Here is a 15,876-nt window from a genome sequence, read left to right on the forward strand (position 1 = left end):
TCCTGCCGAGGCCGCCGCGCTCATAGGCTGCCCCCATGATTCTCCCCGCGGCACTGTTGCTGCTCGGCGCCCTGACCGCCGTCCTCGGCCCCAGGCTGCTCGCCCGGGCCGACTGGCCGGACCGCGAACCGGTGGTCGCCCTGTGGGTGTGGCAGTGCGTGGTCGCGGCCGTTCTCGTGTGCTGCGCGCTGTCGATGACGCTCAGCGCGGCGGCGGCCTGGCACGCGGTGGGCGGACACGTCTTCGCGACGGCGCCACACCCGGTCGTCGAGGCCTACGCGCTCGGCACGTCCGGCCCGTGGGCGGACACGACCGCCGTCACCCTGGCCTGCGCCGGACTGTGGAGCGTCGCGATGCTGGCCCGGGAGGTCGTCCGGGCACGGGCCCGGCGTGCGCGGCGACGGGCCGAACTCCTGCTGCGCGCCCCGGCGTTGCCCGGCGAGACGCCCGGGGCCGACCGGCTCGTCATCCTGGAGGGTGAGCGGCCCGACGCCTGGTGGCTGCCCGGCACTCCCCCACGGTTGGTCGTCACCACCGCCGCGTTGCGCCGCCTCAAGGGCCGGCAACTGGACGCGGTCCTCGCCCACGAACAGGGGCACGCGCAGGCGCGGCACGACTGGCTGCTGCACTGCTCGGCCGCGCTGGCGGACGGGTTCGTGCGGGTTCCGGTCTTCGCCGCGTTCCGCGACGAGATGCACCGCCTGGTCGAGCTCGCCGCCGACGACGTGGCCTCCCGTCGCGTCGGCCGGCTGACGACCGCCCTGGCGCTGGTCGAACTCAACGAGGACCGCGGGGCGTTCGGCCCGTGCCCCACCGCGCAGGCCCATGTCCCGCAGCGGGTGCACCGGCTGCTCACCGCGCCGGGCCGGCTGCCGGCGGCCCGGCGGCTACGGCTGACGGCGGCTGCCTCGCTGGTCCCGGTGGTACCGGTTCTGGTGGCGTTCGGACCGGGACTGCGGGCACTGGCGTAGCCCCCTGCCGGACGAGGCCGCGGCTCCGCGAACACCCTGCCGGCCGCGGCCCGGCTCGGCTGCCGCGAGCACCCCGCCGAGCCGGGCCGCGGCCGCCGCGAACACCTCGCCCAGCCGGGCCGCGGCCGCCGCGAACACCCTGCCCAGCCGGGCCGCGGCCGCCGTGAGCGACTTGGCGGCCCGGGCTGGGAGCCCGGCGCGAACCGTCGACACCCCGGGCTCACTGACACGACACACCCCCGGCAGCCCGCGGCAGCAAGCACGCCGACCGCCGTCACGGCCCGCAGCCGAGGACTCGACACGGGCTCTCGGCAATCCGGGCTCGCGGACACCACGCACTCGTCCGGCAGCCCGCGGCGGCTGCCGGCGCGGCACGAACCCTCGGCGGACCGTCGTCGCGGGGATTGGCCCCGAGCCCTCCGGTTCGGCGAGTATCGCAGCATGCAGACGCCGCCTGTCGACTCCCCGCCCACACCGCCGCGTTCCCGCACCACCCTCCGCCTCACCTGGGCCCTGGCGGCGTGCTCCGCGCTGCTGCTCGCCCTGGTCGCCGTCGATTGGCGCCCGTTGACCGGCCTGGACGACGACATCGCCGTGACGACGCACCGCTGGGCGGTCGACGAACCGGGCATCACGCAGGCCATGCGCATCCTCACCGACTGGGTGTGGGACCCGTGGACGATGCGTCTGCTGTGCGCGGCGGTGGTCGTGTGGCTGTGGTGGCGGCGCGAGGACCGGTGGACGGCCGTGTGGCTGGGGACGACCTGCCTGCTGGGCAGCCTGTTGCAGCAGGCGCTGAAGGCGGCGGTGGACCGGCCCCGCCCCGTCTGGCCCGACCCCGTGGACTCCGCGCGCTACGCCGCGTTCCCGTCCGGCCACGCCATGACCGCCACGGTCGTGTGCGGGCTGCTGGTGTGGCTGCTCCATCACTACGGCGCCGCCCGCGGCCTGTACCTGACCGCGCTGGCCGTGGCCGTGGTCTCCATGGCCGGCGTCGGGGCGACCCGGGTGTGGCTCGGCGTCCACTGGGCCACGGACGTCGGCGGCGGCTGGCTCCTGGGCGCCCTGGTGGTGGCGCTCGCGGTGCTGGTGCACCGGCGCCGGCACCTGTGAGCGGGGCGGCGTCGGGAGTCGCGCTCCGGGCGCCGGCGGAGGGACGTAGCCCGAGGCAACCAGCCGTGGTGGCCGTCCGCCTCGGACGATCCCCCGTGTCGCCCGAGGCAGACGGTGGCCGGACCGGACCCCTGGGGCCCGTCCGCCTGCGCTGAGTATAGTTGGCTGGCAGCCAGTCAACGCAGGAGTACAGCATGTCCCCGCGCAGCGCCTCGGTCAATGAAGAGTTGCGGAGACGTTCGAAGGAGCGGCTCCTGCAGGCCGCCGTGGAGCTGGTGGGCGAGCACGGTTACGACGCCACCACGCTGGGCGACATCGCCGACCGGGCGGGCTCGGCCCGTGGTCTGGTCTCGTACTACTTCCCCGGCAAGCGGCAGCTCGTGCAGTCCGCCGTGCACCGGCTGATGCACCGCACACTGGAGGAGGCGCTGGAGCGCGAGCCGCGCACCGTGGAGGGTCCGGAGCGGATGGCGCGGGCCATCGACGCGATCCTGGGCCTGGCCCGGGACCGGCCGGTGCTCATGCGCCAGCACATGGCGGGCCTGCTCCAGGCCGAGGGCTTCGTGCCGTGCCCGGAACAACGGCGGCTCGCGGAGCTGCTGCGGGACACGGTGGCCCGGCACGGCTCGTCGGACGTCGACCGCGACTACCCGATGCTGCGCGCGCTGCTGATGGGTGCCGTCTTCGCCGCTCTGGTGCCGGGCGTGCCGATGCCCGTGCCGGTGCTGCGCGCCGAGCTGTTCAAGCGCTACCGGCTGGAGTGGGAGCGGGGTGTCCCGCCGGACGCCGAGGCGCCCGGCGGGACGAGGTGCGAGGCCGACCTGTCACGGTTCTTCGCGACCGGCGTGCCCGATCAGTCGAAGTAGTCCGGCTGGGTCTGCACGTTGAGCTCGCGCAGGTGAACCCGCTTGGCCGGGTCGGTGCGCCGGTCGTTCAGCTTGAGGACGTCGAAGCCCTTGGCCATGTCGTTCGAGTAGATGTAGCCGTTGTAGTAGTACGCCGACCAGGAACCGCCGCTGGTGAGGCCGTCCGTGCTCAGCGGGCCACGCTCGAAGTAGGCGATCTCCCTGGGGCGCGAGGAGTCGGTGAACTCCCAGACGGAGATGCCACCCTGGTACCAGGCCTGGACCATGATGTCCCGTCCCTTGACCGGGATCAGCGAGCCGTTGTGGGCCACGCAGTTCTCGGTGTCCGCCTGGTGGCGGGGGATCTTGAAGTAGCTGCGGAAGACCAGCTTGCGGTGGTCGCCCTTGCCGACGATGTCGTAGATGCCGTCGGCGCCACGGTTCGGGCCGATCTCCGCGTTGCAGGTGGCGGCACCGCCGCCGCCCAGCTCGTCGGTGAAGACGACCTTGTTCGTCGCCTGGTTGAAGGTCGCCGAGTGCCAGAACGCGAAGTTGACGTTGTCCTGCACCCGGTCGATGACCTTCGGACGCTCCGGGTCCTTGATGGAGAACAGGATGCCGTCGCCCATGCAGGCGCCCGCGGCCAGGTCCTTCGAGGGCAGGACCGTGATGTCGTGGCAGCCGGTGGTCTTGGAGACGCCCGGGTTGATGGGACCGCCCGGGTTGCCGCCGCCGTCCGGCCCCTCACCGGGGAACAGCACCGGGAAGCCCACGACGGCCGCCTTCTCGGGGGCCTCGCGGGGCACCTTGATGACGGAGATCCCGTCGTGCGGCGGCCGGCAGTCGGGGTAGGCGGCGTTCGGCGAGTACGAGGAGACGTAGACGTAGACGTTCTTGCGCTCGGGCACCAGCGTGTGGGTGTGCGAGCCGCAGGCGGTCTCGACGGCGGCGACGTACTTCGGGTTGCGCTTGTCGCTGATGTCGAAGACCTTCATGCCCTCCCACGAGGACTTCTCCGTCGCGGGCTGCGTGGTGCTGTTGCAACTGCTGTCGCTGCGCGACGAGTCGGTCGACAGGAACAGCAGGTCACCGGAGACGGAGACGTCGTTCTGCGAACCGGGACACAGCACCTGGGCGACGGTCTTCGGCTTCTTCGGGTTGCTGATGTCGAAGACGCGGAAGCCGTCGTAGTTGCCGGCGAAGGCGTACCGGCCCTGGAAGGCCAGGTCCGAGTTGGTGCCGGGGAGCACGTCCTTGGGGATGTTGGCCAGGTGCTCGATGTTGCCGGAGTGGACTATCTCGTCCTGGCCGGGTATCTCACCGCTCGCGATGGCCTCGCGCACCTCGGCGCGCGCACTCCCGGACACCTCCTTCGACGTGGCCGGAGCGTCCCCCGGGTCGGGGGTCGCCATGGCCGGACCGGCTGTCAGCAGCGCGGACAGAAGGCCTGCGGCGGCAGCCGCGACTCCCAGGCGTCTGCGCCGTGTTCGCGGGTCGTTGAACAGGATCACGGTGTTCCTCCCTGCGTCCGTTCCCTTCGGAACGGTTCACGCACCCCGCAGTATCGTCTTCGCCATGCTCATACCAACAGGGGGCAACAAACACGCAATGAAGTTTTTTGATCACTGACGCACGGAAGCGTGCTAGGACGGTCATGGCACTCACGACGTGTCCCCCATCCCGCCTGCCCCAGGAGGTCGTTGTGTCCCTTCGCCCCCGGTCGACCCGCGCTTCGCTCGTCACCGCCTCGCTGACCGCGCTGGCCGTGTTCGGGCTCGGGGCCTGCGACTCCGGTTCGGACACCGGGCCGGCGTCCGCCGCCGGGCCTTCGGTGATCGCCCCGGGCAAGCCGGGGGAGGGCAACCGGACGCTGTCCGCCGAGGACGCCGAGAAACAGCGCGCCGACGACGACTCCCCCAACTCGGCGGACGTCTCCTACGCGCGCATGATGATCCAGCACCACGCCCAGGCGCTGGAGATGACCGAACTCGTGCCGGAGCACGCCGAATCCGGCAAGGTCAGAAAACTCGCCGAACGGATCGCCGCCGCGCAGGGCCCGGAGATCGCGGCGATGCGGGGCTGGCTGAAGACCCACGGAGAGAAGGAGAGCGACGGCGGGCACGACCACGCCGCGATGCCCGGGATGGCGACGCGGGCACAGCTCGACGAGCTGCGTGCGACGGAGGGCGAGGCCTTCGACCAGCTCTTCCTCACGCTGATGATCACTCACCACGAGGGCGCGATCACCATGGCCACGGAGGTGAAGTCGCACGGCAACAACGTGCAGATCGAGGAGATGGCCGACGACGTGGTCGCCCAGCAGACCAGCGAGATCTCCCGGATGCGCACGATGCTGTGACGGGTGTTCCGCGGCAGCTCAGCGCCGGGCGCGGCGCGGGGTCAGGAAGCCCTCGTCGCGCGCCTGGCCGATCAGCCTGAGCGACTTCCGCCGGCTGTGCCCCGTCACGCGCATCACCGCGAGCACAGGGTCGGCACCCTGCTCCCGGGCCGCCCGGTACTCCTGCGCGGCCAGCCGGCACCCCTCCCTGCCGCGCGGCCACTCGGGCCGGGCCCGCCTCGGCGTGGCCGGTGCGGCACCCGGGGAGTCCCGCACACAGGCCTCGAACAGCGGGGTCTCCAGCCAGTCGGCGAGGACCGCCAGGTCGTCGAGGGACAGGGGCGGCCTCGCCCGTACGTCCTCGATCCGGACGCCGTCCCCGGACAGCACGGCAAGCGCCTCCACCCGTGCGCCGTCGGTGAAGGTCAGCCGGACGTCGAACCACGAGGTGGTGGTGCCGCCTTCGCGCACCACCCAGTCGTGCCGCACGGACATCTCACCGTCGTCCGGACAGCGGTCGGAAAGCTGAAGAGAACGATCAACGAAGGATGCTTCGAGCACACACGTAACGTATCCGCACGATCACAACCCGTCCGACCGGAACACGCACCGTTCGCCGCGCACGGCACCCTGTCAGCCGAGCGGAAGCGGTGGGACGCCGCGACCGCCAGGGCCCCCTCTCCACCGGTGGAACCGGCGCCGGACGGCGAGCCGAGTGCGGCCGAGTCCCGTCAGCCGGTGCCGAGCCGGGCGGCCTGGCGGTCGGCGGCGGCCAGGAGGGCGTCGAGCAGGCCGGGGAAGAGGGCGTCCAGGTCCGCCCTGCGCAGCCCGTTCATCTTGGCCGTGCCCCGGTAGGTCTGCCGGATCACTCCGCTCTCGCGCAGCACCCGGAAGTGGTGCGTGGAGGTGGACTTGGTGACGGGCAGGTCGAAGTAGGAGCAGGAGAAGAGCTCGTCGCTGTCGGCGGCGAGGTCCCGCACGATCCGCAGCCGCAACGGATCGGACAGCGCGTGCAGCACGCCCTCCAGGCGGATCTCCTCGCGCGCCGGGTGCGGCAGGTCGCGGGTGCCGGGTGCGGCAGTGGTGGCGGGGGTCACGGCGGCTCCAGTCGTCCGGGAGGGTCCCACCGTTCAGGAGGGGTCCCTGCATTGTACGAAGGACATCGTAGTTTGACATCCACCGTACTACGAGAGCTATCGTACGAGCTGTTCCGTCCCGCCCTCGACCAAGGGAGCAGCCCACCATGAGCGCCCTCTTCCAGCCTCTCCGACTGCGTGACACCACGATCCCGAACCGGATCTGGATGCCGCCCATGTGCCAGTACTCCGCCGCTCCGGAGGGCCCGTCGGCCGGCGTTCCCGGCGACTGGCACTTCGCTCACTACGGTGCACGCGCGGTGGGCGGGACCGGCCTGATCATCGTCGAGGCCACCGGGGTGTCCCCGGAAGCCCGCATCTCCCCGCAGGACCTCGGCCTGTGGAACGACACCCAGGTCGAGGCGTTCCGCCGGATCACGGGCTTCCTGCGGTCGCAGGGCACGGTTCCGGCGGTCCAGCTCGCCCACGCGGGCCGCAAGGCGTCGACGGCGCAGCCGTGGAAGGGCGGGGCCCCGGTGGGCCCGGAGGCGCACGGCTGGCAGCCGCTGGCCCCGAGCGCTGACGCCTTCGACGAGCGCCACCCGGTGCCGACCGAGCTGACCGTCGAGCAGATCCAGGAGATCGTCGGCCAGTTCGCCGACGCCGCGCGCCGGGCCCTCGCCGCCGGTTTCGAGATCGTCGAGATCCATGGCGCCCACGGCTACCTGATCCACGAGTTCCTGTCGCCGCACTCCAACCACCGCACCGACGCCTACGGCGGCTCGTACGAGAACCGGACCCGGTTCGCGCTGGAGGTCGTCGACGCCGTGCGCGAGGTGTGGCCCGAGGGCAAGCCGCTGTTCTTCCGCGTCTCGGCGACCGACTGGCTGGAGGACGGCGGCTGGACGCCCGACGACACCGTCCGCCTCGCCCGCGACCTGCGGGCCCACGGCGTCGACCTCCTCGACGTCTCCACCGGCGGCAACGTCCCCCGCGTCCGGATCCCGACCGGGCCCGGCTACCAGGTCCCGTTCGCCGCACGCGTGAAGTCCGACACCGCGCTGCCGGTCGCCGCCGTCGGGCTGATCACCGAGATCGAGCAGGCCGAGAAGATCCTGGCCAACGGCGAGGCCGACGCGGTGCTGCTGGGCCGCGAGCTGCTGCGCAACCCGTCCTGGGCCCAGCACGCCGCCCGGGAACTGGGTGCCGAGGTCCGCATGCCGGACCAGTACGGCTGGGCGATGTGAGACGGCACCTCGCGCAAAGCGTTGACTAGAAAGCGCTTGCCCTCTACGGTCCGTTCATCAGCATGACCGTCGCGAACGCGGCAGGCCACCCAGAACCCCCACATGGGCCCTCCGCGTTCGCGATGATGGTCATGTTGACGCACAGCGTTCACGTACATGTTCCGTTCCACCCCCACTCCCTACGGAAGGGATCAGAACATGACTGCTGCGACACGGCCACGAGCGCGGCGACGGGCCGCCACCGGCGCGCTGGCCGCGCTCGGAGTCTCTGTTGGCATGCTCATGACCACCGGGGCTCCGTCGGCGCACGCCGCCACCTGGCCGACCCCCAACGGCAGCCAGGGCGTCTCCTCCACCATCTCGGTCTCCGGTACCAAGGACTACGGGATGAAGCGCCTCTACGGCACCGGCGACCTCGGCTCCGGCGGCCAGGGCGAGGACCAGGGTCCGATCCTCGAACTGGCCCCCGGCGCCGTCCTCAAGAACGTGATCATCGGCGCCCCGGCCGCGGACGGCATCCACTGCAAGGGCAGTTGCACCCTGCAGAACGTCTGGTGGGAGGACGTCGGCGAGGACGCCGCCACCTTCCGCGGCTCCTCGTCGTCGAACGTCTACACCGTCTCCGGCGGAGGCGCGAAGGAAGCCAGCGACAAGGTGTTCCAGTTCAACGGCGCCGGCACACTGAACGTCTCCGGCTTCGCCGTCAAGAACTTCGGCACCTTCGTCCGCTCCTGCGGCAACTGCTCCACGCAGTACAAGCGGACGATCAACCTCGACACCATCGAGGTGACCTGGAAGGGCAGCCGGATCGCCGGGATCAACACCAACTACGGCGACAGCGCGACCCTGCGCAACATCACGATCGTCGGGGACAGCAGCAAGAAGATCGTCCCGTGCCAGAAGTACATCGGCAACGACGACGGCGACGAGCCCGACTCGAACGGCTCCGGCGCCGACGGTACGCACTGCAAGTACGCGTCGTCCGACATCACCTACAAGTGACGCACGCGTGAGCCAGGGGTGATCCCCGTCGCGTCAGGTCCGGGCGTCCCGCGCCCGGACCTGTCCGGCCTCCCGGGAGGGGCTCGGGGCCGGCGGGCGCGTCACCCACGCTGCCGGACGGGGCCGGTCCCGGCGTCCGGGAGCGGGTGATGCGGGACGGGAGCCGACCGAGCGGAGCCGACCGAGCGGAGGCGGCCTCGCCGTCTTGACCTGCGACGAAGGGCTTCCCCGGGGTGACTGTCAGTGCCTGGGTGCAGACTGGCCGGTGTCCGAGACAAAGGCGTCGACGACGACGTCGCGGAGGTGATCGGCATGACCGAGGTACTGCTCGCCGTGGGCACCCGCAAGGGCCTGTTCATCGGGCGCCGGCGGGGTGGCACCTGGGAGTTCGACGAAAGTCCCTGCTTCAACGCACAGGCCGTGTACTCGGTCGCCCTCGACACCCGGCGCGACACCCCGCGGCTGCTGGCCGGCGGTGACAGCGCGCACTGGGGCCCGTCGGTGTTCCACTCCGACGACCTGGGGCGGACCTGGACCGAACCGAGCACACCGGCCGTCAGGTTCCCCGAGGAGACGGGTGCTTCGCTGGAGCGGGTGTGGCAGCTGCACCCGGCCGCCGCGGAGCCGGACGTGGTCTACGCGGGCACGGAACCGGCCGCGCTGTACCGCTCGGAGGACCGCGGCGAGAGTTTCGAGCTGATCCGCCCCCTGTGGGAGCACCCCACGCGGTCGCAGTGGGTGCCGGGTGGCGGCGGCGAGGGGCTGCACACCGTCCTCACCGACGAGCGGGACCCGCGGTCGGTGACGGTCGCCGTCTCGGCGGCGGGAGTGTTCCGCACGGCCGACGGCGGCGAGAGCTGGGCACCGTCCAACTCCGGTGTCTCCGCGGTGTTCCTGCCGGACCCCGACCCGGAGTTCGGCCAGTGCGTGCACAAGGTCGCGCGGGACGCGGCGACGCCGGACCGGCTGTACCTGCAGAACCACTGGGGCGTGTACCGCAGCGACGACGCCGGCGCGCACTGGACGGACATCGGCGCGGGGTTGCCGTCCACGTTCGGTTTCGCGGTGGCCGCCCATCCGCACCGCGGCGACACGGCGTACGTCTTCCCGATCAACGCCGACTCGGACCGCGTTCCGGCCGGTCGCCGGTGTCGGGTCTTCCGCACGGCGGACGCGGGCAGGAGCTGGGAGCCGCTCTCGACGGGACTGCCCCAGGAGGACCACTACGGCACGGTGCTGCGCGACGCGCTGTCCACCGACGACGCGGACCGGGCGGGCGTGTACTTCGGCAACCGCAACGGCGAGGTGTTCGCGTCGGCCGACGACGGTGACAGCTGGCAGCAGTTGGCCTCGCACCTGCCGGACGTGCTGTGCGTGCGGGCCGCGGTCGTCGGATGAGCCGGGCAGGGGGTCCGGCCCTGGCCACCGGTTGATCGGCGCCACCCGTACGGCAGTAGGGTGACGCCCGTGGCACCACGACCCTTGCATGAAATCGTCGAAGCGGGCTGGGCGAAGGCCCTGGAACCCGTCGCCGGGCGGATCACCTCGATGGGTGAGTTCCTGCGCGCGGAGATCGCCGCCGGACGCACCTATCTCCCGGCCGGAGCGAACGTCCTGCGGGCCTTCCAGCAGCCCTTCGACGACGTCCGCGTCCTGATCGTCGGACAGGACCCGTATCCGACCCCGGGACACGCGGTGGGGCTGTCGTTCTCGGTCGCGCCCGACGTGCGTCCGCTGCCCGGCAGCCTCATCAACATCTTCCGGGAGCTGAACACCGACCTGAACCTGCCGCAGCCCTCCAACGGGGACCTGACCCCGTGGACCCGGCAGGGCGTGCTGCTGCTCAACAGGGCGCTCACCACGGCCCCGCGCAAGCCCGCAGCCCACCGCGGCAAGGGCTGGGAGGAGGTCACCGAGCAGGCGATTCGCGCCTTGGCCGCGCGCGGCAAGCCGATGGTGTCCATCCTGTGGGGCCGCGACGCCCGCAACCTGCGCCCGCTGCTCGGGGACCTGCCGGTCGTGGAGTCCGCGCACCCGTCCCCGATGTCGGCCGACCGCGGCTTCTTCGGCTCCCGTCCGTTCAGCCGGGCCAACGACCTGCTGATGCGACTGGGAGGTCAGCCGGTCGACTGGCGCCTGCCGTGAGCGTCGGCTTCGTGGCGGTGGGCCCCGGCGCCGCGGACGTTCCGCGGGCCGCCCCGCACATGGCCGACTCCGTCGCCGCGCTCCGCCCGCCCGGCGGCGAGCCCCGCGTCGCGGTCACCGGGGCCCGCTGAAGTCGGGCGACGCCCTCGTCGTGCCGCTGGAGGAGGAGCCGGCCGAGCGGCTCGCGCACGCTCGGCGGACGGCCGCGGAGGGTGACCCGCGGCACGGCTCCGTCGGCGTCGCGACCGACCTGGTCACCGGCTCGCTCACCCTCCCGGGTGACGACTGTGCCCGGCGGCTGAGAATCGGTCCACCAACGAGGTGAATCGTGCCGATGTCGGCCGATCCGTACATCACTCATCCGACAAAACCGGACGGATAACGCTCACCTGCACCCTCCCCGAACAGGGAAACCCGGGAAACCAGTAACATGCGGCGCCATGAGCTCCTCCACTGGGCCCGCGTCCGGCCTGCCAGTACGAATGCCGCGCCCCCGCCAGCCCGGACGGCACCGCCGTCCCGAACCCCTGGTGGCTCCCGAGGGCGCGCCCGCGCTCGTCCTCGCCGTGCCGGGCACGCCCAGTAGCGCCACCCGCGGCCTCGCCGAAGAGGTCATCAGCATCGCCCGCTCCGAGCTGCCCGGCCTCGACGCCCGGATCGGCTGGCTCGACGGGGACGACGAGGAGTTCTTCTCCCTGTCGACCGTCCTCGTGCATGCCGCCGAGGAGCGCACCGCCCGCTACGAGCAGGCGCAGGCCGCCGGGGTGGACGTGAAGGAGCCGGAGGGCCCCGTCGCCGTCGTCGTGCCGCTGCTCGCCGGTCCGGACGGCGCGCTGCTGCGCCGGATCCGGCAGGCCGTCATGGACAGCAGGATCGCGGCCGAGCTGACCGACGTGCTCGGCCCGCACCCGCTGCTCGCCGAGGCGCTGCACGTGCGGCTCTCCGAGGCCGGACTGGCCCGCGCCGACCGCGCCCGCCTGTTCACCGTGGCGACCGCCGCGGACGGCATCATCCTGGCCTCCGTGGGCGGTGACGAGGCCGTCCAGGCGGCCGGGATCACCGGCATGCTGCTCGCCGCGCGCCTCGCCGTCCCGGTGATGGCGGCGGCCCTGGACGAGGAGGGCTCCATCGCGTCCGTGGCCGAGCAGCTGCGGTCCTCGGGCTCGCAGCAGCTGGCGCTCGCCCCGTACCTGATCGGTCCGGAGATCGAGGCGAGCCTGCTGGAGGAGGCGGCCAAGGAGGCGGGCTGCTCCAGCGCCGAGCCGCTCGGCCCCTACCCCGCGATCGGGAAGCTGACGCTGGCGAAGTACACGACGGCGCTCGGCATCTCGCCCCAGCAGCCGCAGGGCGCACCGGTTCACTGAGCCGCGGAGCGCACACGAGGTCGCACGCACGACCGGAAGGGCCCGCTCCGCGGTACGGGGAGCGGGCCCTTGGCCGCGCCGTGCGCGACGCGCGACCGGGCGGTCCTTGCCGTCAGCCGTGCGGGACGCCGCCGGGGCAGGCGCAACCCCGCCCGTCCGTGAGCCACAGGCCCTGGCACCCACCGAGCCCACCGGCACGGGAACCGGACCGATCCTGGCGTCCTGCGGCGTGGGGGCGGACGAGCCCTGCGCCGGGCGTGCCGGGCGCCGCCGGGGCACGGAGCCCGCGGCCACAAGCCCCGGGGCCGGGCAAGCCCCCACCGGCACGATCATGGCGCCGTGCTGCGCCGCGCAGACAGGCCGTACGCCAGGCGTGCGGGACGGCGCCGGGTCAGCCGAAGATCACGCAGGATGCCGCGGGTACCGCGAGTGAGCCGCCGTGCCGGGGCACGCCGGTCTGCGGGTCCAGTGCGAACCAGGTCACGTCACCGGAGCGCTCGTTCGCCACGTACAGGAAACCGTCCGACGCGGCGATGGCCCGCGGCCAGTGTCCGCCGCAGGGCACCGTCCCGAAGAGGCGCAGTCCGTCCGGCACCACCTCGAACACGGACAGGACGTCCTCGCCCCGGGTCGCGGTCCACACGAAGCGGCCGTCGGGCGAGACCACGATGCCGGACGGGTAGGCGTCGCCGGCCGGGACCCCGGCCAGCACCGGCACCTCGGTGAGGGGCTGCAGCACGCCGTCGGCGGCGTCCCAGCGGCAGACGGTGACGGCGGGCGCCAGCTCGTTGACCACGTAGGCGTGGGAGCCGTCGGGATGGAAGGCCAGGTGCCGCGGCCCCGAGCCGGGGCGCAGCGCGACCTCCCGGTGCACGACGAGGACGCCGTCCGTCAGGCGGCAGACCCGCACGGAGTCGGTGCCGAGGTCCACGCTGACGGCCCACCGCCCGCTCGGGTCGGGCTGCACCTGGTGGGCGTGCGGCCCCTGCTGCCGTTGGGCGTGCGGGCCCGATCCGGTGTGCTGGAGGACGCCCGACGGTGTGCGGGCGAGGGTGCCGTCGGCGCGGACCGGCACGGCGGTGACGCTGCCGGAGCCGTAGTTGGCGGTCAGGACGTGCCCGGCGTACAGGCTCAGATGGGTCGGTCCGTCGCCGTTCACGGGCACCGGCCGCCCGGCCGGCTCGGGTCTGTCCCCGGTCACGCGGTAGGCGGCCACCGCGCCCTCGGCCCGCTCACTGACGGCGTAGAGCGTGTCCCCGTCGGGCGCCAGGGCCAGGTAGGAGGGGTCGGGCAGGCGGTCCGTGCCGCTGACGACCGTGAGCGCGCCGCTGTCGGGGGCGACGGTCACCATCAGGATCCCCGGACCGCCGGCCGCCGTGAACGACCCGATGAACGCCCGCCGCTTCCGCCCGCCGCCGTCCGCCACCACTGGCCCCTCTCGTTCCGCTACGAGCTCATGCTGCCTCGTGCCGCCCGGTCCGGCGGCTCGGGGAGCGCCGACCTGGTCGTCCTGTCCGCAGCGACGGTAGCAGTCGACCACATCCGGTCTAGACCAAATGGGTGACGTGGCGTGGGGCCGTTCCGCTCACGCACCGACCAGGGGCGGACGGGAGGGGTTCCGCAAGGGCGCGGCGAGTTCGGACAGGGCGCGTTCCAGACCGTGGAGGTGGGCCAACGCGGGTTCGGCGGCGAGCGGCCCGGCCTCCCGGGCGGGAACGGCTCCGCCGCCGGTGAGCGCCTCGACCGCGGCCTCCACACGCCAGCAGGCGGCGGCCAGGCGGGCGTCGTGCGAGGCCTCCGGGTCGGCGGCGACGGCGACCAGGCCACGGATCTCCCGGGCGCAGTCGTCGAGCAGGGCGAGCACGCGGCGGGCGCGCCGCTTGCGGTGGAGCATCGGGTTCAGCGGGTGCACGAGTGGGCCGAGCGACAGCCGGACCCGGCCGAGCAGCTGCTCCAGTTCGGCCACCCGCGGCGCCGGATCGGCGTTCTCGGTCCCGGCCAGGCGGGCGGCGGCCTCGGCGGTGCAGGCGTGCACGCAGCGCAGGGCGCGCTGGATCCAGGCGTCGTTGACGGCGTGCGTGGTGACGGGCAGGACGAGGAGCACCGCGAGCGCGGCACCGAGCGCCCCCACGCCGGTCTCGGCGAGGCGCAGGGCGAGCAGTCCGGGACTGAGGACGCCCAGGAGGCCGTAGAGCAGCTCGGCGAGGAGCGTGACGCAGAGCATCATCCAGGTGTAGGAGACCGCGGCGGTGTAGAAGATGCCGAAGACGCAGGCGGCGGCGAGCACGGCGGAGGGCACCGCGGCGCCGGCCAGCGGAACGGCGATCAGGAAGCCCAGGCCGATGCCGATGACCGTGCCGAGGACCCGGCGGAAACCGCGGACCAGGGTCTCGCCGCGCGAGGTGGTGTTGACGAAGACCCACCAGGTGGCCCCCACGGCCCAGTACCAGCGGTCGCCGGACACCATCTGGCCCGCGACCAGGGCGAAACCGGCGCCCGCGGTGGCCTGCACGGCCTGGCGGGTGGTGATGCGGGCGAGCCCGGTGCCGGCGGGCGGTGCGGGGACGACCGGTGCGGGCAGCCGGCGCTCGTAGCACCACACGCCGAAGCGCACCACCGCGGCGGCGGCCAGGGCCAGCAGGACGGCGGCGTACATCTCGGGGAGTCGGTCGCCGGTCGCGTGCAGGAACTGGGCGATGAAGAAGGTCATGAACGCGAACACGCCGAGGCTGTGCCCGCGCGGCCCCCAGCGCCGGGCGTACACGCCCGCACCGACGACGGCCAGGAAGGCGAGGCCCCGGGCCACGGGGTGGTCGTGCAGCGCGGCAGCGGCGGCGAGCACCGGCAGCCCCACGACCGGCAGCAACGCGGTGGTGACCGCCTGTCCGCGCACGGTGGCGTCGGTGACGGTGAACAGCGCGAGCAGTGCGGCGAGCCCGCCGGTGACGGCGCCGACGAGGGAGGTCCCCGCCAGGCCGCAGACGACGACGGCCAGGCCGATGCCGAGGACGGCCCGCGCGGCGAACCGCAGCCGCGACCGCCCCGGGTCCGGGGTCATGAACACCCTCTTGAGCACCAGGCACCGCCCCCTTCGCGAACCGGTCGTCGTCCGCCCGGTCATCGGCATGAAAAAGGCGCCGCGGGATCCGCAGCGCCATCGACTCCTCCATATCAGCATCTCCACCGACAGTGGCTCAAGAGGCGCCTTCAGAACTGAGCCATTGGTACAGTGATCATGTCAACGACACAGCCACCGAAGAGCCAATGGCCGACGAAGGGACCCGGGCGTCATGGCCGTCGACGAACTCGACACCCGTATCCTGCGGCTGCTGCTGGAGCAGCCGCGCACCAGCGTGCGTGAGTACGCCCGACTCCTCGGGATCGCCCGCGGCACACTCCAGGCCCGGCTCGACCGCCTGGAGCGCGACGGTGTGATCACCGGCACCGGGCCCTCCCTCTCCCCCGCCGCACTGGGCCACCCGGTGCTGGCCTTCGTGCACATCGAGGTCACCCAGGGCCACCTGGACGAGGTGGGCGAGGCGCTGGCGGCCGTCCCGGAGATCGTCGAGGCCTTCTCCATCACGGGCGGCGGGGATCTGCTGACCCGGGTCGTGGCCCGCGACAACGCGCACCTGGAGGACGTGGTGCAGAAGCTGATCAGCCTGCCCGGGGTGGTCCGCACCCGCAGCGAGGTGGCGCTGCGCGAACGCGTGCCGCACCGGATGCTGCCGCTGGTGGAGTCGATCGGGCGCACGGCGCGGAAATGAACCTTGGC

16 protein-coding genes are annotated in these 15,876 nt (G+C 72.8%); 11 read left to right on the top strand and 5 right to left on the bottom strand.

The window, feature by feature from the left end; translation table 11 throughout:
* Positions 1-35: 35 nt before the first annotated feature.
* The 3 genes from KUM32_RS24680 (at position 36) to KUM32_RS24690 (ending at position 2,950) form a co-directional block, all read left to right on the top strand.
* Positions 36-971: a M56 family metallopeptidase gene (locus KUM32_RS24680; protein WP_217144139.1), complete on the top strand. Its 936-nt coding sequence runs from the start codon at positions 36-38 to the stop codon at positions 969-971.
* Positions 972-1,412: 441 nt separating this feature from the next.
* The gene (locus KUM32_RS24685) at positions 1,413-2,084 is read left to right on the top strand and encodes a phosphatase PAP2 family protein (protein ID WP_217144140.1); all 672 of its coding nucleotides are present in this window, start codon (positions 1,413-1,415) and stop codon (positions 2,082-2,084) included.
* Between the two features lie 194 nt (positions 2,085-2,278).
* Positions 2,279-2,950, top strand: coding sequence for a TetR/AcrR family transcriptional regulator (locus KUM32_RS24690; RefSeq protein ID WP_217144141.1), 672 nt, complete (start codon positions 2,279-2,281; stop codon positions 2,948-2,950).
* On the opposite strand, the gene KUM32_RS24695 is transcribed toward KUM32_RS24690, so the two are convergent.
* Positions 2,938-4,440, bottom strand: a complete 1,503-nt coding sequence (locus KUM32_RS24695) for an LVIVD repeat-containing protein (protein WP_217144142.1) — start codon at positions 4,438-4,440, stop codon at positions 2,938-2,940. The genes KUM32_RS24690 and KUM32_RS24695 overlap by 13 nt on opposite strands.
* Positions 4,441-4,631: 191 nt before the next feature.
* On the opposite strand from KUM32_RS24695, the gene KUM32_RS24700 reads away from it, so the two are divergent.
* Positions 4,632-5,288, top strand: coding sequence for a DUF305 domain-containing protein (locus KUM32_RS24700; protein ID WP_308408712.1), 657 nt, complete (start codon positions 4,632-4,634; stop codon positions 5,286-5,288).
* A gap of 18 nt (positions 5,289-5,306) precedes the next feature.
* Here KUM32_RS24700 and KUM32_RS24705 read toward each other — a convergent pair whose 3' ends face one another.
* Positions 5,307-5,762 carry a DUF6214 family protein gene (locus KUM32_RS24705; RefSeq protein ID WP_217144144.1) on the bottom strand — a complete coding sequence of 152 codons (456 nt, stop codon included), beginning with the start codon at positions 5,760-5,762 and terminating at the stop codon, positions 5,307-5,309.
* Between the two features lie 236 nt (positions 5,763-5,998).
* Complete coding sequence (locus KUM32_RS24710; protein ID WP_217144145.1) at positions 5,999-6,364, bottom strand: helix-turn-helix transcriptional regulator; 366 nt, start codon at positions 6,362-6,364, stop codon at positions 5,999-6,001.
* Positions 6,365-6,510: 146 nt separating this feature from the next.
* Between KUM32_RS24710 and KUM32_RS24715 the strand changes: the two genes are divergently transcribed.
* From KUM32_RS24715 to KUM32_RS24735, 6 genes are all read left to right on the top strand, one after another.
* The gene (locus KUM32_RS24715) at positions 6,511-7,590 is read left to right on the top strand and encodes an NADH:flavin oxidoreductase/NADH oxidase (RefSeq protein ID WP_217144146.1); all 1,080 of its coding nucleotides are present in this window, start codon (positions 6,511-6,513) and stop codon (positions 7,588-7,590) included.
* A gap of 198 nt (positions 7,591-7,788) precedes the next feature.
* On the top strand, positions 7,789-8,592 hold the full coding sequence (locus KUM32_RS24720) for a pectate lyase (RefSeq protein ID WP_217144147.1): 804 nt from the start codon (positions 7,789-7,791) through the stop codon (positions 8,590-8,592).
* Between the two features lie 243 nt (positions 8,593-8,835).
* Complete coding sequence (locus KUM32_RS24725; RefSeq protein ID WP_217144148.1) at positions 8,836-9,990, top strand: sialidase family protein; 1,155 nt, start codon at positions 8,836-8,838, stop codon at positions 9,988-9,990.
* Between the two features lie 69 nt (positions 9,991-10,059).
* A complete protein-coding gene (locus KUM32_RS24730; protein WP_217144149.1) occupies positions 10,060-10,737 on the top strand; it encodes a uracil-DNA glycosylase in 678 nt (225 codons plus the stop codon).
* Positions 10,734-10,868, top strand: coding sequence for a hypothetical protein (locus KUM32_RS44755; RefSeq protein WP_302185180.1), 135 nt, complete (start codon positions 10,734-10,736; stop codon positions 10,866-10,868). The genes KUM32_RS24730 and KUM32_RS44755 overlap by 4 nt, the downstream gene beginning before the upstream one ends.
* A gap of 309 nt (positions 10,869-11,177) precedes the next feature.
* A complete protein-coding gene (locus KUM32_RS24735; RefSeq protein ID WP_217144150.1) occupies positions 11,178-12,101 on the top strand; it encodes a sirohydrochlorin chelatase in 924 nt (307 codons plus the stop codon).
* A 391-nt stretch (positions 12,102-12,492) separates the two neighbouring features.
* Here KUM32_RS24735 and KUM32_RS24740 read toward each other — a convergent pair whose 3' ends face one another.
* Together KUM32_RS24740 and KUM32_RS24745 are read right to left on the bottom strand one after the other, a co-directional pair.
* A complete protein-coding gene (locus tag KUM32_RS24740) occupies positions 12,493-13,527 on the bottom strand; it encodes a lactonase family protein (protein WP_217144151.1) in 1,035 nt (344 codons plus the stop codon).
* 159 nt (positions 13,528-13,686) lie between these two features.
* Positions 13,687-15,177, bottom strand: coding sequence for an FUSC family protein (locus KUM32_RS24745; protein WP_217144152.1), 1,491 nt, complete (start codon positions 15,175-15,177; stop codon positions 13,687-13,689).
* Positions 15,178-15,391: 214 nt separating this feature from the next.
* Between KUM32_RS24745 and KUM32_RS24750 the strand changes: the two genes are divergently transcribed.
* The gene (locus KUM32_RS24750; protein WP_217144153.1) at positions 15,392-15,868 is read left to right on the top strand and encodes an Lrp/AsnC family transcriptional regulator; all 477 of its coding nucleotides are present in this window, start codon (positions 15,392-15,394) and stop codon (positions 15,866-15,868) included.
* Positions 15,869-15,876: the final 8 nt, after the last annotated feature.

It is taken from the genome of Streptomyces sp. AC627_RSS907 (genome assembly GCF_019049165.1).

Bases quoted from the DNA above. Each gene is read 5' to 3' on its own strand.
- KUM32_RS24680 (WP_217144139.1), top strand. From the start codon at position 36: ATGATTCTCCCCGCGGCACTGTTGCTGCTCGGCGCCCTGACCGCCGTC.
- KUM32_RS24685 (WP_217144140.1), top strand. From the start codon at position 1,413: ATGCAGACGCCGCCTGTCGACTCCCCGCCCACACCGCCGCGTTCCCGC.
- KUM32_RS24690 (WP_217144141.1), top strand. From the start codon at position 2,279: ATGTCCCCGCGCAGCGCCTCGGTCAATGAAGAGTTGCGGAGACGTTCG.
- KUM32_RS24705 (WP_217144144.1), bottom strand. From the start codon at position 5,762: ATGTCCGTGCGGCACGACTGGGTGGTGCGCGAAGGCGGCACCACCACC.
- KUM32_RS24715 (WP_217144146.1), top strand. From the start codon at position 6,511: ATGAGCGCCCTCTTCCAGCCTCTCCGACTGCGTGACACCACGATCCCG.
- KUM32_RS24720 (WP_217144147.1), top strand. From the start codon at position 7,789: ATGACTGCTGCGACACGGCCACGAGCGCGGCGACGGGCCGCCACCGGC.
- KUM32_RS24735 (WP_217144150.1), top strand. From the start codon at position 11,178: ATGAGCTCCTCCACTGGGCCCGCGTCCGGCCTGCCAGTACGAATGCCG.
- KUM32_RS24750 (WP_217144153.1), top strand. From the start codon at position 15,392: ATGGCCGTCGACGAACTCGACACCCGTATCCTGCGGCTGCTGCTGGAG.